The 21,604-nt window shown below is 35.8% G+C and carries 17 protein-coding genes, 1 tRNA gene and 1 pseudogene; 8 read left to right on the top strand and 11 right to left on the bottom strand.

The window, feature by feature from the left end; genetic code table 11:
• Positions 1 to 38: 38 nt before the first annotated feature.
• The 8 genes from AAGD76_RS03555 to AAGD76_RS03520 form a co-directional block, all read right to left on the bottom strand.
• Positions 39 to 1,184, bottom strand: a complete 1,146-nt coding sequence (locus AAGD76_RS03555; protein ID WP_264373637.1) for a SurA N-terminal domain-containing protein — start codon at positions 1,182 to 1,184, stop codon at positions 39 to 41.
• Positions 1,185 to 1,368: 184 nt separating this feature from the next.
• Positions 1,369 to 1,459 (bottom strand) — tRNA-Ser (locus AAGD76_RS03550).
• Positions 1,460 to 1,661: 202 nt separating this feature from the next.
• On the bottom strand, positions 1,662 to 1,814 hold the full coding sequence (locus AAGD76_RS03545; protein WP_264373636.1) for a hypothetical protein: 153 nt from the start codon (positions 1,812 to 1,814) through the stop codon (positions 1,662 to 1,664).
• A 44-nt stretch (positions 1,815 to 1,858) separates the two neighbouring features.
• A complete protein-coding gene (ppa, locus tag AAGD76_RS03540) occupies positions 1,859 to 2,365 on the bottom strand; it encodes an inorganic diphosphatase (protein ID WP_151807542.1) in 507 nt (168 codons plus the stop codon).
• 59 nt (positions 2,366 to 2,424) lie between these two features.
• Positions 2,425 to 3,690 (bottom strand): hypothetical protein, encoded by a 1,266-nt coding sequence (locus AAGD76_RS03535; RefSeq protein ID WP_341820370.1) that lies wholly within the window; start codon positions 3,688 to 3,690, stop codon positions 2,425 to 2,427.
• 942 nt (positions 3,691 to 4,632) lie between these two features.
• Positions 4,633 to 5,745, bottom strand: a complete 1,113-nt coding sequence (mnmA, locus tag AAGD76_RS03530; RefSeq protein ID WP_341820369.1) for a tRNA 2-thiouridine(34) synthase MnmA — start codon at positions 5,743 to 5,745, stop codon at positions 4,633 to 4,635.
• 202 nt (positions 5,746 to 5,947) lie between these two features.
• Complete coding sequence (locus AAGD76_RS03525; protein WP_209473299.1) at positions 5,948 to 7,024, bottom strand: rod shape-determining protein; 1,077 nt, start codon at positions 7,022 to 7,024, stop codon at positions 5,948 to 5,950.
• A 23-nt stretch (positions 7,025 to 7,047) separates the two neighbouring features.
• On the bottom strand, positions 7,048 to 8,475 hold the full coding sequence (locus tag AAGD76_RS03520) for a carboxypeptidase (protein ID WP_264339690.1): 1,428 nt from the start codon (positions 8,473 to 8,475) through the stop codon (positions 7,048 to 7,050).
• Between the two features lie 275 nt (positions 8,476 to 8,750).
• Here AAGD76_RS03520 and AAGD76_RS03515 point away from each other — a divergent pair, with 275 nt between their 5' ends.
• The 4 genes from AAGD76_RS03515 to AAGD76_RS03500 all read left to right on the top strand — a co-directional run bounded on the left by AAGD76_RS03515 (position 8,751) and on the right by AAGD76_RS03500 (position 13,596).
• Positions 8,751 to 9,230: an OmpA family protein gene (locus tag AAGD76_RS03515; protein ID WP_010081889.1), complete on the top strand. Its 480-nt coding sequence runs from the start codon at positions 8,751 to 8,753 to the stop codon at positions 9,228 to 9,230.
• A gap of 184 nt (positions 9,231 to 9,414) precedes the next feature.
• On the top strand, positions 9,415 to 10,710 hold the full coding sequence (gene tilS, locus AAGD76_RS03510) for a tRNA lysidine(34) synthetase TilS (RefSeq protein WP_208571594.1): 1,296 nt from the start codon (positions 9,415 to 9,417) through the stop codon (positions 10,708 to 10,710).
• A gap of 12 nt (positions 10,711 to 10,722) precedes the next feature.
• Positions 10,723 to 12,564: an ATP-dependent zinc metalloprotease FtsH gene (gene ftsH, locus AAGD76_RS03505; RefSeq protein WP_209473305.1), complete on the top strand. Its 1,842-nt coding sequence runs from the start codon at positions 10,723 to 10,725 to the stop codon at positions 12,562 to 12,564.
• 199 nt (positions 12,565 to 12,763) lie between these two features.
• Positions 12,764 to 13,596, top strand: a protein-coding gene (locus tag AAGD76_RS03500) for an IS5-like element ISWpi1 family transposase (protein WP_341820157.1) whose coding sequence is annotated in 2 segments (ribosomal slippage) — positions 12,764 to 13,133 and positions 13,133 to 13,596 — 834 coding nt in all. Because the reading frame shifts where the segments join, the coding sequence is not laid out codon by codon here.
• Between the two features lie 22 nt (positions 13,597 to 13,618).
• Here the strand turns inward: AAGD76_RS03500 and AAGD76_RS03495 are convergent.
• The 3 genes and pseudogenes from AAGD76_RS03495 to AAGD76_RS03485 all read right to left on the bottom strand — a co-directional run.
• Positions 13,619 to 14,554 (bottom strand): annotated as a pseudogene (locus AAGD76_RS03495) (terminase); the annotation flags it as partial.
• A gap of 652 nt (positions 14,555 to 15,206) precedes the next feature.
• Entirely contained in the window at positions 15,207 to 16,781 is a 1,575-nt protein-coding gene (locus AAGD76_RS03490; RefSeq protein WP_209472678.1) for a penicillin-binding transpeptidase domain-containing protein, read from the bottom strand.
• On the bottom strand, positions 16,736 to 17,575 hold the full coding sequence (locus tag AAGD76_RS03485) for a polysaccharide deacetylase family protein (protein ID WP_182366999.1): 840 nt from the start codon (positions 17,573 to 17,575) through the stop codon (positions 16,736 to 16,738). Before AAGD76_RS03485 ends, AAGD76_RS03490 begins: the two co-directional genes overlap by 46 nt.
• A 122-nt stretch (positions 17,576 to 17,697) precedes the next feature.
• On the opposite strand from AAGD76_RS03485, the gene AAGD76_RS03480 reads away from it, so the two are divergent.
• The 4 genes from AAGD76_RS03480 to AAGD76_RS03465 all read left to right on the top strand — a co-directional run bounded on the left by AAGD76_RS03480 (position 17,698) and on the right by AAGD76_RS03465 (position 21,582).
• Positions 17,698 to 19,206 carry a YifB family Mg chelatase-like AAA ATPase gene (locus tag AAGD76_RS03480; RefSeq protein ID WP_095742738.1) on the top strand — a complete coding sequence of 503 codons (1,509 nt, stop codon included), beginning with the start codon at positions 17,698 to 17,700 and terminating at the stop codon, positions 19,204 to 19,206.
• Between the two features lie 83 nt (positions 19,207 to 19,289).
• Positions 19,290 to 19,739 carry a hypothetical protein gene (locus AAGD76_RS03475; RefSeq protein ID WP_341820368.1) on the top strand — a complete coding sequence of 150 codons (450 nt, stop codon included), beginning with the start codon at positions 19,290 to 19,292 and terminating at the stop codon, positions 19,737 to 19,739.
• A 248-nt stretch (positions 19,740 to 19,987) separates the two neighbouring features.
• On the top strand, positions 19,988 to 21,184 hold the full coding sequence (gene ftsZ, locus AAGD76_RS03470) for a cell division protein FtsZ (RefSeq protein ID WP_010962790.1): 1,197 nt from the start codon (positions 19,988 to 19,990) through the stop codon (positions 21,182 to 21,184).
• The gene (locus AAGD76_RS03465; RefSeq protein ID WP_007549395.1) at positions 21,184 to 21,582 is read left to right on the top strand and encodes an EVE domain-containing protein; all 399 of its coding nucleotides are present in this window, start codon (positions 21,184 to 21,186) and stop codon (positions 21,580 to 21,582) included. Before ftsZ ends, AAGD76_RS03465 begins: the two co-directional genes overlap by 1 nt.
• The last annotated feature ends 22 nt before the right edge of the window (positions 21,583 to 21,604 follow it).

Raw genomic sequence — 21,604 nt, 5'->3', positions numbered from 1 at the left:
TATAGTTCTATACACAAAGACAAGGACACTCTCTGACTTCAACTATACCGATAACTGATAGCTGCATTTTTACGCATATCATCTAATAACAAGTTGCTTTGTATCATAATCTTTTGTTGGTACATTTTCTGTTTGATTGCTTCTATACCCGCTACATTACTCTTGATATCACACAACATCATCAACTTTGCAGTGCCATTTTCTCTCAATTCTACTATTTCATTCACACTTGTTTTACTAAATAAAATCTGTAAATCAGGATTTAAATCTCGCATTTTTATTTCAAATTCTTTTGCGTTTGGCAGCTTAAAATTATCTGCCAATTTATCAAAATTTAAACAACTGACCTTTTGCTCTTTAAAATTATTCAATAAACTTTCTGAACCTTCAACCACAATCTGTTTTAATTTTAAAGTGCTTTCCAGCAGTGCATGATTAAGTTGTACTTTATCTATTACTTTTATAACGGAGTAACCTTCACTGAAACTGAATGGACCTGCTATGTCGCTGGTTTCTAATCCTTCTAAAACGCTCTTGAGTTTTCCTTTTAGCTGACTTAAATTAACTGTTGCTTTACGCATCTTTATTGGAGATTCTGGGTTATTACTGTTGCGTAATTTTTTTACTAAATCTTCAGCTATACCATAAACGTCCTTGTCTTTTTGATCAGGAATTATAAACTCTTGGAACGTGATAAGATAATCCGGCTTTTCTGTTTGCCTTTTTACATCATCTACTTCTTTATCGCTTATATTAATAAATGGCACAATTCTTACTTCAATAATTTTGCTCCACAGTAACTGACATTTTATTTGTTTTCTTAAAATACCAAGATCTATATTATGCTTCTCTATGTATTGATCAACTTCATTAGCCTTAAGTTTAAAACTTTGGGTTAAAAATAACATAATAGCATTATCTAACTCCTCGTTGCTCAATTTTATATTCAGCCTCTGTGCTTCATTGATAATGATAATTTCGTCTATTAGCTCCCTAAGCACTTGAGGCTTTGCTTCTTTTTGATTAACACTTTGAGTGCCAAACAATGAATTTATAAAGTTGATGCGTTTTTCGATATCTAAATTTGAAATTGGTTCACCATTTACATCTGCAACAATTTCAATCTCGGTTGCAAGCAACCTAAGTGGCAACACTATCAACAGTAAGATTAGTATTTTATACATACAAGTAAAGTTGTTTAGTTAATAACCAATTCTATAATAAATACTGAGTCAATGCTAGCCAACTTTTTAATAGTGATCTCAGTGACAATGGAAATAAAAACCATTGCAACAAAATCAGGTACGCTGGTAAATAGGCTAAAAACATGCTAATATAGCGAATTTAGACCGTGCTCAAAACAGTATACGGAAGGAGAGGGATTCGAACCCTCGATACGACTTTTGGGTCGTATAACGGTTTAGCAAACCGCCGCCTTCAGCCGCTCGGCCACCCTTCCAAATTTAGAACCTAAAGGTTATATAATACCAAGACCTCTACCGCCTGTCTAATGCTTTTAATTGCAATATTTGTATCTGTTCAGATGCATGGCTAATGCTGAAACAAAAATTCCAGTGCTCCCTTTCTTGTCATCCCAGTGCCCAGACACTGGGATCCAGGATTTTGATTAGCACTAAGTTGGTGAGCATATAAGTGTTATGTTAAAATATAACGTTTTTACGGAAAGTCTGGATCCCAGTGCCACGCACTGGAATGACATCGTTTACTATGTGCCATATTGCAATGTTCGTACAGTTGTGCGCGGTATAGATTCCGCTAACAAGTAGCGGAATGACGAATTTGTTGTTTTTCAAATTGTGGGCAAACCTAAGCCACTTTAGCTATAAATCAATAAAAACTAATTTCTGCTTTTTTCAATGATTTTCTTTGCTTCTTCCACACCAACCCATTCTCCAACTGCTACCGTTTTTCCCTTTTCCAGATCTTTATAATGAGAAAAGAAATGAGTAATTTTATCTAGTAGGCTTTTAGATAAGTCAGAATAGTCCTTTATATTGTCATAATAGCTATCAACACTGGAAACAGGCACTGCTAATATTTTCTCATCTTCTCCTTTTTCATCTTTAGTGAGTAATGCGCCTATTGGACGCACCGATATTAAAACACTAGATGCTAAGGGAAATTGAGTTAGCACCAAAACATCCACAGGGTCACCATCACCTGCGCAGGTATTTGGTATAAATCCATAATTGCAAGGATAAGTCATTGAGGTAGATAAAAATCTGTCAACTTGTAACAACCCAAGCTCTTTATTAAATTCATACTTTACAGGCTCAGCATTTGCACTTATTTCAATTACCACATTCACCGCATTTGGTCCTGCTGTTATTTTACTTAAATCCATAAATTACCTCTTAACTTAAGAATAAGCATTATACAATATGTACTTTTAAGTTGCTACATTTATGTAGTTCTAAGCTTGTTTTGCATGGAGCAGTCTAATTTTTTATTCTGCACATCATCGACTGTTGAAAGTGGTGGTTCCTGTGGTGGTTCCAATAATTGAAATAAGGCATATACTATTACAATAGTAAGCACCGCACCAACTATCAGGTTAGTAAGGTTGTCTTGTGGCAAAACATTTTTTATTGAGTTGAGCAATTTTTGCTCCATAAGGAAATAATCAGCAACAGATAACCCAACAGATAATACAAACATACCCAAAATAAGTTTACAGGCTGTATTTTTATGGTTCTTTTCTTTTTTCTTGCTGACAATGAAATTTGACCTACATTTATTCTCTTTTTGTGGCACTGAGTAGTATATATTTTTAGGGTTTGTTACTAATTGTTCAAATTCATCACTATTCTGGTTTTTTAGCAATTGCTTCAAGGTTGGTCCAATGCTTTTAAAGGTTGGAAAATTTTGATTATTTTGATCTGCCAACATATTAAATGTTCTGTTTAGGCTACCTATCTTTTCGCGATTCAGCGTATATTTAGTGGCTCTATTTTGATCTTTCAGATTAATACTTTGCAGTAATCCAGCTAAATTCGTTATATATGTGAGAAAGACCACGTTATCTATTATTGGTAAATTTTCTTTTTTTATCGACTCTTTGTGATGTTCAGAAAGCTTATGATAGTCGACAAGTATAGAAAATAACAACACTACATCCTTGTCTACTTTTATGTCTTGATGAATAGAATAATAGCTGCTGATAACGCACTTATTTAATGCAAATTCTCTATCGTATTTATTTAATGTAGTTTCTTCATCTAGCAACTTTCTAACACCAATGAGTACTTTACTTTCAAAATCTTTTTCTGTTTTAAATATTGGTTCTCTCTTTGGATTTGCTAAAATGTTAAGTAAATCTAATTTTCTTCCATCTACTACTTCATTTATATATTCATTTAACTCAGATCCTTTAATAACTTCATATATTTTATCTATGACATCTTTAGTATTCAGGTTATTGTTTTCACTTAGAATTCGATAAGCTAGAGCATAAATTAAAAACAACCCTTGTAGACTAAATTTTAAGTTAAAATAGTAATCTAATTGTTCATCTTGCTTCTGTATGAATTCAGACAAACCAAAATGATTTCTGTGATCCATAAAACGACCTAAGTCAGCATGTTGAAAGCTACCTAAAAAAATAAATAACGTCTCTAATAAATTACCCTTACCAACAATTTTTATTAGTTCTTCAATTTCTTTTATCATTGCTGAAACCTATAATGTTCTACTTTATAGTATAAGGGATACATGGCAAAATAGCAATAAATGTTATTAGACTTCTTGCATAACCCAAACTAAGTAGAAAAAGGTATAGCTATACCGCCGCGGTATCTCAGCCACTAACAAGAGATCCCGCTAACACGCAGCGGGATACTATCTACACCGTCATACCGCGATTCATTCGCGGTATCTCTCAACATAGATCCCGCTAACACGTAGCGGGATGACAAGGCTTATCGTCATGCCACCGCGAACCGTCATACCGCCGCAGCGCTAACAAGAGATTCCGCTAACACGCAGCGGGATGACGAGACTTATCTTTATGCCGCCGCGAACCGTCATACCGCCGCGGTATCTCTAGATCCCGCTGGTATGACGGTTGTCGTTTAGCTACAAACATTAAGAAATTTACCAAACGAAAAAAAAGGCAAAAGAAGCCCCGTGGTTGGCTAATTACTTACATTATACTTTCAAGTATGGCGTTTTTTTATTCTAAACACTTAATAACCGCGATTTAGCTGCTTTTAAGCCGCAACTAATCTAAATTATAAACGTTAAGAAATTTACTAAACAGAAAAAAAGGCAAAAGAAACCCTAGGGTAGCTAGTTATTCACTATCCATTTTTTAAGTTGGCGTTTTTTTATGTTTTAAACGCTTTATAAGCGCGTTTCAGCTTATGTTAGGTCAAAACCTAGAAATTTTATAAAGACATAAGGTGCACATAGTGCAAAAAATTAAACATGAGACGCCAGATACGTGAGTTTTTTTGTCATTTAATCTGTACAGAGAAGATAAATAAATAGCTTCAGTTTCATGATAAGGGGGCTGGCGGAGTTTGTCAAGTAAGTTTTTTGTTTCTATTCCCAATGTTATATGGTTATGCAAGAAGTCTATTGTACGTTTACACTCTGCATTAAAGCCTTTAGTTAAGAGCATATCCATCCACCGCCGATAACTTGCTCATCTTTATACGCTACACAGGCTTGACCTGGACTGATGCCAAAGTAATCGTCGTTTAAAATGACACAGGCTTTATTTTTTTCGTCAGTTGAATGTATTGTTGCTAAACTTCCCACATGTGATGATCTCAGCTTCACAGTTACTTCCATACCTTCCTTTGGTTGTTCTAACCAATTTAACTCCTTGATCAATATTTTTTTTTGCATTAATACGTTGATCGGACCTACTATAACCTCATTATTTTCTGTATTAATTTTTATCACATAAAGAGGTTCATTGTGTGCGATACCCAAGCCCTTTCTTTGCCCCACTGTAAAATTTACTATGCCACTGTGCTCGCCTAGCACTTTTCCATTAACATCCACTATTTTACCTTTCTGTACAGATTGTGGAGCTAATTTAGCTATTGTTTTACTATAGCTTTCGGAAACAAAGCATATATCTTGACTGTCCGGCTTTTCAGAAATTTGTAAGCTGAAATACTTTGCTAATTTTCTTATATCACTTTTATAGAACCCACCTAGTGGAAATCGCAAAAGCTTCAATTGCTCTTGAGTTGTAGCAAACAAAAAATAACTTTGATCTTTACTTTTATCAATGCTTCTGCACAACTTTACCTCACCATTTTTTTCTAACCTTCTCACGTAATGTCCTGTTACGAGCACATCCGCACCAAGATTTTTTGTAACTTGCAATAGATCACGAAATTTTACCGTTTGGTTACATCTCACGCATGGTATGGGAGTTTCCCCACGCATATAGGTACTCGCAAAATCCTCTATTACTTCCTTTTTGAATATTTCCTCATAGTTTAAAATATAGTGAGGAAAGCCAACACTTTCAGCTACACGCTTAGCGTCATAAATATCCTGTCCAGCGCAGCATGCGCCCTTTCTTGCGTTAGCATTACCGTCGGTGCCATAGAGTTGAAGAGTCACACCTACCACTTTGTACCCAAGGTTATGTAGCAGTGCTGCAGCAACGGAGCTATCAACTCCCCCGGACATTGCAACAACAGCCTTGGTCTGGTGCGGAGCTTTATCTTTTAGCAGAGGTTCTATTTCAAATTCTTTTAGCATAATCGCCTTAATTTATAAACACAAACTTGGTGTCATGCAAGTAGCTGACACTGGAATCTAGTTTCTATTACACAATTTCATCGAAACAGCATACTTGTTTATAGTCAATTTTTCTGGATCCCAGTGTTGGCTACTTGGATGACATCTTTATGCTTGAGGTAAAATTTGCTATAAAATTCGATGAACTACCTTTAAAAATAATTTAATCCTGCTTAAATAAAACATGGCCAAAATAATCCATGTTTTCAAGCACTTTTCCGCTACCCAGAGCAACACAACAAAGTGGGTCATCTGCAACACGAACTGGTAGTTTTGTTGTTTCACTGATAACTTTGCCCAAGTTACGCAATAATCCGCCGCCACCGGATAAAATTATTCCTTTATCGACTATATCAGAAGAAAGTTCAGGTGGAGTGCTCTCCAGTGCAGTCCTAATAGCAGAAATTATCTGATGTACAGGCTCTATTAAACTCTCTGCAACTTGGTATTCTGATAAAAGCATTTCTTTTGGCATGCCACTCACTAAATCCCTGCCTTTAATTATCATTCCCTCTTTGTTATTTTCACCTGGCAGACTGGCTGAACCTATGCTTTTCTTAATTTTCTCAGCGGTTGTTTCACCGATTAATAACTTATGATTTTCACGAATATATGATTTTATTGCTTCATCCATAATATCGCCACCTACTCTGGCAGAACGTGAATAAACAATTCCGCCTAAAGAAATAATTGCAACTTCAGTTGTACCGCCTCCTATATCAACAATCATAGAACCCTCAGGTTCAGTAACCGGGAGCCCAGCTCCGATTGCTGCAGCCATTGGTTCTTCAATTAAAAATACTTCATTTGCACCAGCACTTTCTGCTGCATCTTGTATAGCACGCCTTTCAACTGGCGTGGATCCAGATGGAACGCATATGATAATATTAGGTTTATTAACAGTGAATTTTGTGTTTGCACTGCGTATGAAATATTTTAGCATTTCTTCCGCACTTTTAAAATCAGCAATAACTCCATCCTTTAAGGGCCTTATCGCCTCTATTTCTCCAGGCGTTTTCCCAAGCATCATTTTAGCTTTTTTACCAAAAGCATAAGGAACGTAACTTCCTTTTTCTTTTATTCTTGCTACAACTGAAGGCTCATCAAGCACTATTCCCTGATTTTTCTGATAAACTAAAGTGTTTGCAGTACCAAGGTCTATAGCAATATCGCTAGCAAACAAACCTTTGAAAGTAAAAAGGCTATAAAACTTTCCGGTTAATTTTCGAACAAAATTCATACATAACTCAAGAAAACCATTTATTAAGACAAATTATACTTTTCAGATAAGTAGTAAGTAACACACTCAACGTCTAAACCCTTACCTGTTACTTTTTTTAGCAGTTCCAGGCCACACTTTGCACTGTATATATTTTGAGATAACCAACTGATAAGTAAACTAAAATCTCCTTTTATTATAGCACTTAATGATTCGTAATGATTCTTTTTAACGCAAGAGAAAATCTGCACAGCAGCAATTAAAGCAATAATTTTTATAGGAAAGTAGCCCATAACACCGCTTGCCCAATATTCATCTTGAAAATAAGTGTTTAGCTCATTTTCAGCTTTTACTGGAATTTTATAGTGCTTCATACCTTCCAGCCACGCATCATGCAGGTCTTTGACTTCCAATGTACCATTTATTATATCTTGTTCTAACCTAGTTCTCAACATAATATGAGCTAACAGACTAAATTCATCTGCATTTTTTAAAAAAGAAGAAAGGTTTATTTCATTGAAAATCAAGTACAAATTTTCAACACTGCTAACTTTCTCGTTAGTTTTGCCTTTTATAGCAAATTTCTCTTTTATGTGTGGTTGAATAAACTCAATAAATTCTCTGGATGTTCCAATCATCCTTTCCATGAATAACCCTTGAGTTTCATACATAACATGTCTCGTAATTGGACTACTTATAGAATTTTGCGCTAAACATTTTTGATAAATTGCATAACCACTATGCCGTAAAAGTGAAAATAAACCATAACAAAAATCAGATTCATCATAATCTATAGGGTAGTAATAAGAAGTACGAATCTCATTTAGTGCAATACCCATTTGCTGTAAACATAATGAGCCAAGTTCAATCTGTTTCTGAGTAGCAACTTTTTGTATATTAGTAACCTTATCCTTATCCTTTTTCTGCTTTTCAATTATTTTATCTACATTTTCGCTAAAAAATTTGCCTACCTTGGGGAATACTTCCCTTATATTCTTTTCTGTGATATCAGAGTCATAGTCAGCAAGCAGTGAGTCGTATTTTGAGCATTTTAATTGCTGCGATTTTATAGAAGCTACTTCGCGAATGAGTGTGATTAAATCAGTAAAACGTTCTTTTAGTTTTTCTAAGTTACTGGTTTCAGAATGAGATAGCTTCCATAAATTTTGGCATTCAACCTTAGCTTTGGATAAAGACTTTACTAAATCAATAGGAACAGCACTGTTGCTTTTATGTATTCTCTCTATTAACTTTAGCTGCTGAGTATTTGCACTTTTTTTGTTACCAAGAGCATCTGCTAATGATTCCTTTATTGCGTCATGAGAGATAATTTCATGTCTGATTTCTTCTAGAAGACTCATTTGTTCAACTTTGTCCTCTATATTCAATTGGCTTTGGTTTAGTACTTTTAGCGTATTTTCGATATTCTTTACCCTATATAATACTTCCTCTAAAAACTTATAAGATTGCATATTTGTTCATTATTTTAGAAAACATCTGTTTAATACTGTAATAGATTAATAATAAAGTTAAAAGTATATTTGCTTAAAGTACAATAAAAAATTGTACTTTTTATTCTTTTATTGGATTTTTCTATTCAGAGTCCAGCATATTATAGGAAAATTAATTGTAAGGTTGTAGAAAAAGTATTTAGTATTTTATTTCTCTTGACTATATTACAATATGGAGAGATATTAGCTACTGAAATTAAAGTTACGCACTATTTAAAATTTATGGAGGTTTAGTAATGTGGAGTAGACTGGTTATAATGTGCTGTTTTTGTTTATTACTTACTGGTGTAAGTTCTTGCCCAAAAAAAGGAGCAAATACAACAAATAAAATAAATTCTGTTGTTAAGCAGATAGGTGATAAAAGAGTTTTCTTTGGTTATGATGAATCTAGTATTGCTGAAGTAAGTGCAGATGCATTACTTGACGTAATGGAGGTGTTACAAGATAACCCTGACGCGAAGGTTACTTTAACTGGTCACACTGACAACCGTGGTTCTCATGAATATAATCTTGCGCTAGGCGCTAGAAGGGCTGATGCAGCTAAAAAATTTATGGTTAGTTGTACACCCTACATAGAAAACAGAATAAAAACTGCTTCTAAAGGTGAAACTGAGCCTTTGGTTAATGTAAAAGATGATTCTAGAAATTCTAAATATGAAAAAGAGCATGCTAAAAATCGTAGAGTGGAATTTTCATTTTCTGGAATAAAGAAATAGTTTCTTGCATTAAAACCTGGATCCCAGTGTCAAACACTGGGATGACATAAAGAAAGGGCACTGGGGTAGACAAAAAAGGACAAACTTGTCATATTTCGTTGCTTGTTAGCGGGATCTATATATACCACAAATAAGTCGCGGTATGACGTAAGAGATCTGACCTGTCTGGCCATCAAGAGACATAATGGAATTAGAGTTATTATTTCAAAATGTGGTTAATAGTTTTGCTTTCTATAACAATCAAGTTGCAGTTGCAGTATCAGGTGGTGTAGATAGTATAGTCTTACTGCACTTAATGACTAACTGGGCAAAAAAAAACAAGCTTTCACTTCCTATAGCATTAACAGTAAATCATGGATTACGTCCAGAGTCTCAAAAAGAAGCTGATTTTGTTGTAAGTTATGCAAAGGAACTTGGAGCAAAGGAATCGTTCATATTAAATTGGGAGAAGCAAAATATTAAAGGCAATATTCAGTTACAGGCACGAAAAGCACGGTATAAGTTACTAGCAGAGTGGTGTAAAAATAATAATGTTAAATATTTACTTGTTGCTCATCACAAAGATGATCAAGCAGAAACGTTCTTGTTAAGATTAGAGCGAGGTAGTGGCGTAGATGGATTATCATCAATGGACTACAAGTCTTTCCTAAATGGTATTTATATATTTAGGCCATTGTTAAATTTTAGTCGTAGTGAAATAGAAAAGTACGCTAAGCTTCATCGGTTAAAATGGATCGAAGATAGAAGCAATCATGACTTAAAATACAGACGAACTTTATACCGTAACTTACTTAAAGCAAGTGATAATCAAGAGATTTTAACAGAGCGAATATGCCTCACAGCCCTTCATATGAAAAGAGCTGCAAAAGCGTTGATGCACTACACACGCCTTGCGTTTAATGACTGCGTTAATGTGCATGATCTTGGTTATATTGAAATTAAACTAAGTGAATTTTATCAATTGCCAGAGGAAATAGCCTTGAGGCTTCTTCTTTACTCTATAATGGCAATTGCCAGTAAACATTATAAACCAAGGTACAGCAGCCTCATTGCAATATTTAATAGAATATTGCAAAAGGATAGTAATGTTAACTGTACACTTTCTGGGTGTAAAATAAGAAAGTATGGAGAAAATATCTTAATAATTAGAGAATCGTCAAGGATACAAGAAATTACCGTAAACCTACCTTTAAATGAACCTACCCAATGGGATAACAGATTTAGCTGCACAATACTCGGAAATCAAGGGTGTTCAGTTATCATCGCTCCATTAAAAAAAACACAAAAAGTTCCTGAATTTCTGAAGGATTACAACTGCTGCCCTGAAGTTTTCTACTCTTTGCCTACAGTACAAAAAGATAGCAAGGTGCTTGCTTATCCTGATGTAAATTATAACGGAAAAAATACCAATGACGATAAGGTTCAATGCATTATTAATAGCACGATAAAACAAAATTTGGTAAGCTTGATTAGTATTTAGTTAGAAATAGAAATGAAAAAATTTTTAGAAGGCTTATTGATCTGGTTAGTAATTATTGTTCTTATTTCAGTTGCTTATATTCAATTCAGCGGAAATGTAGGTAAAAGTAAAACAATTATACCTTTTTCGGAATTTTTAACTAGACTAGAAGACAATGATGTAGAAAATATTGTCATAAAAAACCAGAGCATTGAAGGCAAGTTCAGGGACGGTTCAAGTTTCAATTCAAGCGGTGTCATATATAGCGACCTAATAAAAAATTTACATGATAGAAAAGTGAGATTCTCCTTTTCAACTGGAGATTCTGCCATGAACGTAATTGGTGGATTACTTATCTCATGGGTCCCAACATTTATCTTTATTGGCTTTTTGCTATTCTTTCTTAAACAAACACAAGCGGGAGGCAACAGAACTATAAGCTTTGGCAAGTCAAGGGCTAGACTCATGACTAGTGGAAAAAAAGTAACATTTGATGATGTTGCTGGAATTGATGAAGCAAAAGAAGAGCTAGTAGAGATCGTTGATTTCCTTAAACAAAGGCAAAAATTTCAAATATTAGGTGGAAAAATACCAAAAGGGTGCCTTTTAATTGGCTCTCCTGGAACTGGTAAAACTTTACTTGCTCGTGCAATTGCAGGAGAAGCTAATGTGCCATTCTTTAGCATTTCTGGATCTGATTTTGTTGAAATGTTTGTTGGTGTTGGTGCGAGCCGTGTTCGTGATATGTTTGATCAAGGCAAGAAAAATGCTCCTTGTATAATTTTTATAGATGAGATAGATGCGGTGGGTAGACATCGTGGCATTGGTCTTGGTGGCGGCAATGATGAAAGAGAACAAACATTAAATCAGTTATTAGTTGAGATGGATGGCTTTGAGTCTAATGAAGGTGTAATAATAATTGCTGCGACTAACCGTCCGGATGTCTTAGATCCAGCACTGCTTAGACCTGGTCGTTTTGACCGACAGATTACTATTTCTTTACCCGATATAAATGGGCGTGAAAAGATATTAAATACTCATATAAAGAAAATATCAATAGCACCAGATGTAAACGTGAAAACAGTTGCAAGAGGAACACCAGGTTTTTCAGGGGCTGATCTAGCAAATTTGGTGAATGAATCTGCACTTATCGCTGCAAGAAGAAACAAGAAAATTGTTACCATGGATGATTTTGAATATGCACGTGATAAAGTAATGATGGGCGTAGAAAGACGATCCCTAATTATGACAGAAGAGGAAAAGAGACTGACTGCATACCATGAAGCTGGTCATGCGATAATTGCGGTTAATATGCCTGCTTCTGATCCTATACACAAGGCAACAATCATTCCAAGAGGTATGGCCTTAGGTTTAGTTATGAGACTACCGGAAACAGATAGAGTGTCCCACACAAGAGAAAAGCTGATAGCAGATATAACTGTTGCCATGGGTGGCAGGGCAGCAGAAGAGTTAATTTTTGGCTACGATAAAGTTACAAGTGGCGCGTCTTCTGATATACGACAAGCATCTAACATAGCACGTGCTATGGTAAAAAAATGTGGAATGAATGATGAGATAGGGCTAGTGTATCACAATCGTGAGCAGCAAGATCCACAACATCCTCATATGACATCTGAAGATACGCTAAAGCTCATAGATGAAGAAGTGAAAAAAATCATATCTTCTTGCTATGAAAAAGCAAAAGACATTTTGACCAAGCATAAGAAAGGCTTAGAGCTTATTGCTGAAAATCTACTGGAGTTTGAAACTTTAACAGGAGATGAAATAAAGGATATACTAAACGGAAAAAAAATTGTTAGAGAAGAAAATGAGAAGAATGAGAAAGTAAAAAAATCCTCTCTCTATGAGAGTTGACCTCATCTTAAAAATGCTAATCAGCTAACGCTGCAATAAAACATTCAGAATTGTAACTGTCAATATAAATTGTATTAAAATATTCATAATATTGCATTTTCATCACAATAATGCTATCATTCAGTTAGTATTAATGTTTAGAGGTTGTCCGGAAACAAGTAAAAGGCTATAATATCTGAAATTTTAGTACGGGGTAAAGATGAGAAAAAAGTATCCAACAGATCTAAGCGAAAGGGAATGGGCAAGAATAGAAAAACACTTCAGAGTATCATACAAGAAAGGAGGAAGGCCGCCAAAGTATAGCAAAAGAGAAATATTAGAAGCAATTTTCTATGTATTGCGTACAGGGTGTCAATGGCGGTATTTACCAAATGATTTTCCGCTATGGAAGACTGTGTATGAGCAGTTCAGGCAATGGAAGAAGCAGGGAATTTTTGAGAAAATGAATTATGAAATTACAAAATATAGTAGAAGAAAAATAGGAAGGAATGAGCAGCCGAGTGCCTGTATAGTAGATAGTCAATCTGTAAAGACTACAGAAAAGGGGGGATCAAAGGCTATGATGGAAGTAAAAAAGTAAAGAGTAGAAAAAGGCATATAATTACAGACACTCAGGGTTTTATACTAGGTTGTTACGTAGGTGCTGCTAACGAAAATGATAGAGATGGTATTAAAATAGCATTAAACAATATGAGAACAAAATATACTAAAGTTAAAAAAATGTGGGCTGACATGGGATACCAAGGAAGAAATTTAAAGAATCACATAAAGGAAGAATATGACATAGATATTGAAATTGTTAAAAGGCCTCCATGTAGATTTTGGGTGCACAAAGATACGCCACCTGAGCTACTACCAACAAGAGAACAAGGGTTTAAAGTACAGCCAAGAAGATGGGTTGTAGAAAGGACTTTTGCTTGGGTTAATAGGAATAGAAGGCTATCGAAGGAGTATGATTTACTCACAACATCCACTGAGAATTTCATATACCTAGCTATGAGTAGGGTTATGTTAAAGAGGGAATATGCTTGAATTTACTAGTTTCCGGACAACCTCTTAGCCACTCTCGTTTGACTATACCACTTGAAAGCGGCAGAGGGTTTTGTTGATATTGCGCAGCAAAAGCATAACTCCCCAGTTCAACTTTTATCGTCTCAACTTCTTCTTTTCCTCCATCGAGGGGATATAGCAACTGACCCTCTTCTCTTGAATATAATATCCTTACAGGTGACGCTGGTTTATTATATAATCGCCTGGTCGCACAGTGCTGAGCTACTCGGATGACAGGAACAGGAGGCATTGGCTTTTTGATTGAATAAATAACCTGCTTATTTTCAGAAATCATTGGCAAACAAATATGATGCCATATGTTTTTTGGCTTGGAGAGAAGGTATCCAGTTAAGTCCTCCTGGTGTAGCCTGTGCATTACAAGAACGATGACTCCTTTTTTTCTATCGTTCAGCCTGGTTACTAAAGTCTGATCAAACCAGTTTGTGGCACGCTTTCTAAGCGTTTCACTCAAAGCTTGAGCAGAACTGAGCGGATCGTCCACAATGATAAAATCACCACCTTCACCAGTTAGTGTTCCACCAACTGATGTTGCGATTCTGTATCCTCTCTGCACTGTTTGAAATTTATATTTGGTATTCTGGTCTTTGGATAGTTCTATCTCTGGAAATAGCGCTCTATACCAACTAGACTGCATCACGCACCTGGTGTCGAGCGAGTGCTTTTCGCTGAGCCGCTGAGAATAACTTGCAACTATTATTCTCGCAGTTGGTTGGTTTCCCAGTATCCATGCGGGCCACGCAACGCTTATGCACATGGACTTCATCGAGCGCGGAGGCATATTGAATATTATTCGTTTCACTTCACCAGCGCTCGCTGCTTCCAGCCTGTCTGCTATGACTTTTATATACTGATAATCGTTATACTCACACCCCGGCACTACCGTTTGAAAGCACAGTTCAATGAATTTTAGAAAGTTCATGATATAATGTTGAAACCAACGCGTGACGCTGGGATGACAAAAAAAGGAGCACTGGAATGACACCCTACTTAACCGTCATACCGCGATTCATTCGCGGTATCTCTTAACATAGATCCCGCTAACACGTAGCGGGATGACGGTTGTTGTTTAGCTATAAATATTAAGAAATTTACCAAATAAAAAAAAAGGCAAAAGAAGCCCTAGGGTTATTATCCGCTTTAAAATATTGGCGTTTTTTATGTTTTAAACGCTTGACAAGCGAGATGCAGCCGCTTTTAATTGCAACTAACTTACGCTGCAAATGTTTAAGAAATTTACTAAGCAGAAAAAAAGACAAAGAATCCCCGAGTTAGCTAGTCTTTTACTATCTCTGTCGAGTATTGGCATTTTTTGATGTCTTGTAACGCTTTATAAGCGCGTTCAGCTTATTTAGATAAAAATCTAGATGTAGATGAAGTTTTGTAAAGACATACAGTATCTATATACTGCAAAAAATTGAACATAAGACGCCGATACATTAAGTAATCCTTACCTTTTAATCTGCAGATTGGCGAAAGCAAATACAATAGCTTCACTATCATGATAAGGGCGCTGGCGAAGGGTGTCAAGTAAGTTTTTTCGTTTCTATTCCCAATAAAAGTTTGTTATATGGTTATGCAAGAAGTTTAATACTCATAGTTTCAAGCATATACTGAAATATTTCATTAGCTATAGCAACATCTTGGCGTGGGGCTTTGCCGTGTTCTATAAACACAGAGATTGCATAGCGCGGGTTATGGTAAGGGCCATAAGCGATAAATAACTTATGACTTTCACCCTTAGAGTTTATTTCTGGTGTACCGGTTTTGCCAGCAATTTGTATACCGCTTAGCCCTTTCTTATAGGTTCCAGTTTTAGAATTCACCACATCAAACATAGCTTTTCGAACTATGCTAAGATGCTCACAATCCACATCAATATCGGGAAAATCTTGTATCGTTTCATTCATCTTAATGCGGGGAATTACCTCTTTTCCTGTTGCAATCCTCGCTGCAAGAACTGCAAGCTGTAGTGGTGTTGTAAGCATATACCCTTGTCCTATAACTAAGTTGATAGTGTCACCTAAATACCACTGCGAATATAGCTTTCGTGTACGCCAATCTCTATCTGGCAACAACCCTGGAGCTTCTTCTTTAAACGTTCCAATCAGTGGCCCACTTCCAATACCAAATTTTCTGGCCATTTCTACTAGAGAGTCTACACTTATTTTTTTCCCTATATTATAAAAGTAAGTGTTGCATGATAATGCCATTGCCTCATTTAAAGATACATACCCATGGACTTTGCTTTTCAGACAACGAAATTTCCGCTCACCTATTTTCATATAGCCCTTGCACGAGAATTTCTCTTCTGGTGTTATTATCCCGTCTTTTAAACCCGCAAGCGCAACTATTACTTTAAATATTGAACCAGGTGGAATTTGATATGATAACGCACGATTCACGAGCGGCAATGAAGGAGCATTCAAGCTCTCCCAAGTCTCATTTGATAGCCTGCTAGCAAAAAGATTATTATCGTAAGAAGGTGAATTATATAATGCTAAAATTTCTCCATTATTTACATCAATTACCACTGCGGAGCCTTGGTGATCTTTAAATACCTCTGCGGTTTTCTCTTGCAGATTAATATCAATTGTCAGTTGTACATCTTGTCCGTCTTGTTGTGGTATGCTTGATAATTCTTTTATGACGCGTTTTTTAGAATTTATTTCCTGCTCAGATTTTCCTGACTTGCCTTTCAATATATGATCATATGTATATTCAATACCGCTGATTCCTACTTCGCTTATGCCTTGCTGTCTTTTTGTATATCCGATTACATGAGAACACATTGAACCAAACGGGTAATAACGTTTATAAAGAGCAGTTATTTTTTCTGACGATTTTGCTATTTTAGACTCGACTTCTGATAATGTCTGCAAATCAACTTCCTTACCAGAACCATCAAACAAAACAACATACGAAATTTTGTTCATCGCAAGTTCAATGCTATTCCTATCTAAAATTTTGCCCCGCTTAGGCATAATAGTAGCAACTCTTATTCTATTACTATTAGATAGTGCTTCGTACTTTTGTCTGTTTCGTATTTGTAAATTATATAACCTGCAACTAAAAACCGCAGAAATGGTAAGCTGAATACCACCTAATATGAATGCTCTGCGGTTAAAGACTTTGTTTTTTGTCCACATAACATTCCTTCAAAACGCACTTTTTTCCCCTCTTTTATTGTTACACTTCTGGCTTTTACCGTATTACAAACCCTTTTTTCCCACTCACTTAAGGTCACAAACTTATAACCTGATTTTTTTAGTATTTTAATAATATGAGGTAAAGCTTCAATTGTGTTTGACCTGTTATTGTGATCATGAAACAGTATAACTGCTCCATTATGTACATTACTTAAAACTCTTTCAACTAAAGTTTCTGGCTTATCACCTTGCCAATCTAGCGAATCAACTGTCCATAATATTGAATACATATTTAATTGATCAGTATTTTCAATCAGATTATCGTCATAACATCCATATGGCGGACGAAACCATTTTACATCTTGTTTTATTGCATTTTTAATTGCTGTATTTGTCTTTTCCAATTCTTGCAATTGTTCCTCACTTGAAAGTGATGTCAACTTCCTATGCGACCAAGAGTGATTGCCTAACTCATGACCTGATTCATGAATTTTCTTTACTATTTCAGACGTTTTTTCATTTATACGTTCACCAAGCACAAAAAATGTTGCTTTTGCTTCATAGCTTTCCAGAACATTAATAATATCGTTTATTCTATTGTTGGAAGGTCCATCATCAAACGTAAGCGCAACAAACTTATCGTCGTTATTCAATAATTTTTTTATATTACTTAAATTTCTATATGATAGATCTAGATTACAACTGAGCCCACAGTATGGTAAATTAAAATTACAATCACTACAAAAAGCCGTACTTGAATATAGTAAGAAAAAAGTGATTATCCTTATAAACATTTGTAATCAGCAAAGTGATAGAATACTACACTTTTTTGCTAAGTTAAGCCATCTTTAATTGCTGTAGCCTTTACTTCATCGCTTCTTTAATATATTGTATTAACAATTTTATATAATATATTATGATTGCAAATATAAATACCGTTGCGCTTCAGGGAATTAGCACAGTAAATGTCAATGCACAAATTCATATGGCAAATGGTATTCCAGCTTTTAATATTGTTGGATTGCCAGATAAAACTGTTGCGGAATCCAAAGAACGCATCAGAGCAGCGTTAAATTCAATCAATCTACTACTACCTCCAAAAAGAATTACAGTTAATCTCTCCCCTGCGGATTTACTGAAAGAAGGTAGTCATTATGACTTGGCTATTGCTATTGGACTACTTGTTGTAATGAATGTGATACCAGTTGAAAAAGTTCAGTCTTATATCATTATGGGTGAGCTTGCCCTTGATGGCAGAGTTATTCCAGTTTCAGGAGTGCTGCCAACAGCGATCAATGCAAAACAGGCAAATAAAGGGGTAATTTGCCCAAGGGGAAATGGAGTAGAGGCTTCATGGGTAAAGAATGTTTCAATTCTAGCTATAGAGAAATTAACTGATATTATCAGACACTTTAAGGGTGAGCAATTAATTCAGCCAGTAATTTTTAAATATAGTGATGCACCCAAAGAAAAAAGATTGGTTCCCGATATGAAGGATATTAAAGGCCAAGTTGTTGCAAAAAGAGCAGCTGAAATTGCAGCAGCAGGTGGGCATAATATGCTTCTTGTTGGCCCTCCTGGTACTGGAAAATCAATGCTTGCTAAGCGCTTTATAGGATTGCTGCCTGATTTAACCGAACAGGAGATGATTGATGTTAATATTATTTCCAGCATAACAAAAACTGGTAATGAAATATTCAAAGTAACTCGCCCCTTTCGTGAACCTCATCACTCATGTTCCATGCCAGCAATGATAGGAGGAGGAAAGAATGCAAAACCCGGAGAAATTACCATGGCTCACAATGGCGTGTTATTTCTTGATGAGCTACCTGAATTTCCAAGACTCGTGCTTGATTCTCTGCGCCAACCACTTGAAGATAGAAAAGTTACCGTTGCAAGGGCAAATGCTCACATAACCTACCCTGCCAATTTTCAACTGATAGCTGCAATGAACCCTTGCAGGTGCGGTTATTTAGGTGATGCAAGCAGATCGTGCAACAAAGCTCCAAAGTGTGGCACAGATTACAAAAACAAAATATCAGGCCCATTGCTTGATAGAATAGACATATGCATTGAAATGCCAAACGTTAGCATACTCTCTCCTGAAATCTCTGTGGAGGGAGAAAGTACTAAAATTATAAGAGAAAGAGTGATAGCAGCAAGAAAAGTTCAAACTGAGCGCTATAGTGAATTAAATATTCGTTGCAATTCAGAAGTAAGCGGTGAAGCATTTAATAAATTTACTGAACCAGATCAGGCAGGGTTAGAATTGCTAAAATACGTACTGAAAGAAAATTACATTTCCAATCGAGGCTACACACGCGTATTAAAAGTTGCAAGAACTATTGCAGATCTTGCAAAAAGTGAAGAAGTAAAAAGAGCACACATTGCTGAAGCGCTCAATTACAGAATAAAGGTATATTAAAAAATTAGTTTACTTGACAGGCAATTTTTTTTACTATATGCTTCCTTAATGAAATTTTAACATTCTATTTAAGGAGTAGAGTTATGGCATTAACAAATTATGAGTATAGAAAAGAGGATGGCATTTTTCATGCTATTTCAGAAGGATATATACAAGCTGAAAAATACTGGGGAATTCCTGGTGCTGCTGGTGGAGCTGGTCAGTACGCTATGCATAATAAAGGGAGAACAGCATTATTTCCGCTTGCAGTTGCAAGTGTTGTCTTTACAGCAATGCATATGAAAGCAGGCTTTGTTAGTGCAGCAGAAGCTTCTGGGTTTCTTGCTAAGACTGCCAGTTACTTTGTTGGAACAAATCAAGCAATAGCTGCTTCATTACCTGGATTTATCGGAACAGGTGTTGCTGATCAGATAGTTGCGGGTGCCATAATGGCAATTGCTGCAGTTGCTGCTGTTTATGGAACATATCAAGTTGCCTCAAAATTAAAAGATGTTGCAGTTGAAGCATTGAAAGGGAAAGATCAGACAATATAATAATCTTCAACAAAATAAAAAGGGATAGGTTTCTGTCCCTTTTTATAAACGTTTTCTATTTTTTGCATCGGTTAAGTGATGTCATCTAAGAATCTAGTTATTATAATTAACGGCACTTATTAGTATAAATGTTAAGAATAAGTAAATCCCGTTTACTATTTACGCCTATAGAAGTGAAAAGTATTTGCATATTATTAAAAAAGCGGTAACTTATTATCAAGTGAATTCGCTAAATTTGAGTAATTTAAATGTCTATTGATCTTAGTCTGCCGGAGTTGCCTATATTACACCCAAGGATTACCGTTGTGGGAGTGGGTGGTGCTGGTGGAAATGCTGTGAATAACATGATCCAATCTAATTTGCAAGGAGTGAATTTTGTTGTCGCAAATACCGATGCTCAAGCACTAGAAAAGTCGTTATGTGATAAAAAAATTCAGCTTGGCATTAATTTAACTAAGGGGCTTGGTGCTGGTGCTTTGCCTGATGTTGGCAAAGGTGCAGCAGAAGAGTCAATTGATGAGATTATGGAGCATATAAAAGATAGTCATATGCTTTTCATCACAGCAGGAATGGGCGGTGGTACTGGAACCGGTGCAGCACCGGTAATTGCAAAAGCAGCCAGAGAAGCAAGAGCCGCAGTTAAGGATAGAGCGCCAAAAGAAAAAAAGATATTGACTGTTGGAGTTGTAACTAAACCGTTCGGTTTTGAAGGTGTGCGCCGTATGCGCATTGCAGAGCTTGGACTTGAAGAACTGCAAAAATACGTGGATACACTTATTGTCATTCCAAATCAGAATTTATTTAGAATTGCAAATGAAAAAACTACATTTTCTGATGCATTTAAACTTGCTGATAATGTTCTGCACATTGGCATCAGAGGAGTAACTGACTTGATGGTCATGCCAGGGCTTATCAATCTTGACTTCGCTGATATAGAAACAGTAATGAGCGAGATGGGCAAAGCGATGATCGGCACCGGAGAGGCAGAAGGAGAAGATAGAGCAATTAGTGCTGCAGAGGCTGCAATATCTAATCCATTGCTTGATAATGTATCAATGAAAGGTGCGCAAGGAATATTAATTAACATTACTGGTGGCGGAGATATGACTCTGTTTGAAGTTGATGCTGCAGCCAATAGAGTGCGTGAAGAAGTAGATGAAAATGCAAATATAATATTTGGTGCTACTTTTGATCAAGCGATGGAGGGAAGAGTTAGAGTTTCTGTTCTTGCAACTGGCATTGATGGTCGCAATAATAAATCAGAAACTTCACCTATAAGTCAGAGCGAAGACTCAGAGAAAGAGAAATTTAAGTGGCCATATAGTCAAAGTGAAAGTACACAAGACAAAACACTGGAAACAAAACCAGCTGAACAGGTAAGCGAAGGAGCTAAGTGGGGCAGCAATATCTATGATATACCAGCTTACTTAAGAAGAAAAAAATAATGCAATTTTGGCTACTTAAGTCAGAGCCAAGTGAATACTCATGGCAAAAAATGGAAAAGGAGCAGGTAGTTGAGTGGGATGGTGTGCGCAATTATCAAGCTCAAAATTACATGAAAATTATGAAAGCAAGCGATCTTGCGTTTTTTTATCATACAGGTAAAGAGAAAGCAATACTTGGAATCGTTGAAGTATTTAAAGAGTATTATCATGTTAATGATCCCAAGTTCGGATTAGTGAATGTAAAGTTTTTGAAACCTTTAAATAACCAAGTAACGTTAAATAATATAAAACAAAACCCACTTTTGAAAAATATGACTATATTAAAACAACCACGTTTATCAATTGCCCCAGTTTCGGAAATTGAATGGAATGAAATAATAAGGATGAGTGATGTGTAATACCTGTCATTTCAGTTCCTAA

It is taken from the genome of Wolbachia endosymbiont (group A) of Cydia strobilella, assembly GCF_964026745.1.
Classification (GTDB): Bacteria; Pseudomonadota; Alphaproteobacteria; order Rickettsiales; family Anaplasmataceae; genus Wolbachia; species Wolbachia pipientis.
The sequence above is the reverse complement of the archived record's forward strand: the minus strand, read 5'-3'. Positions and strand labels throughout refer to the sequence as shown.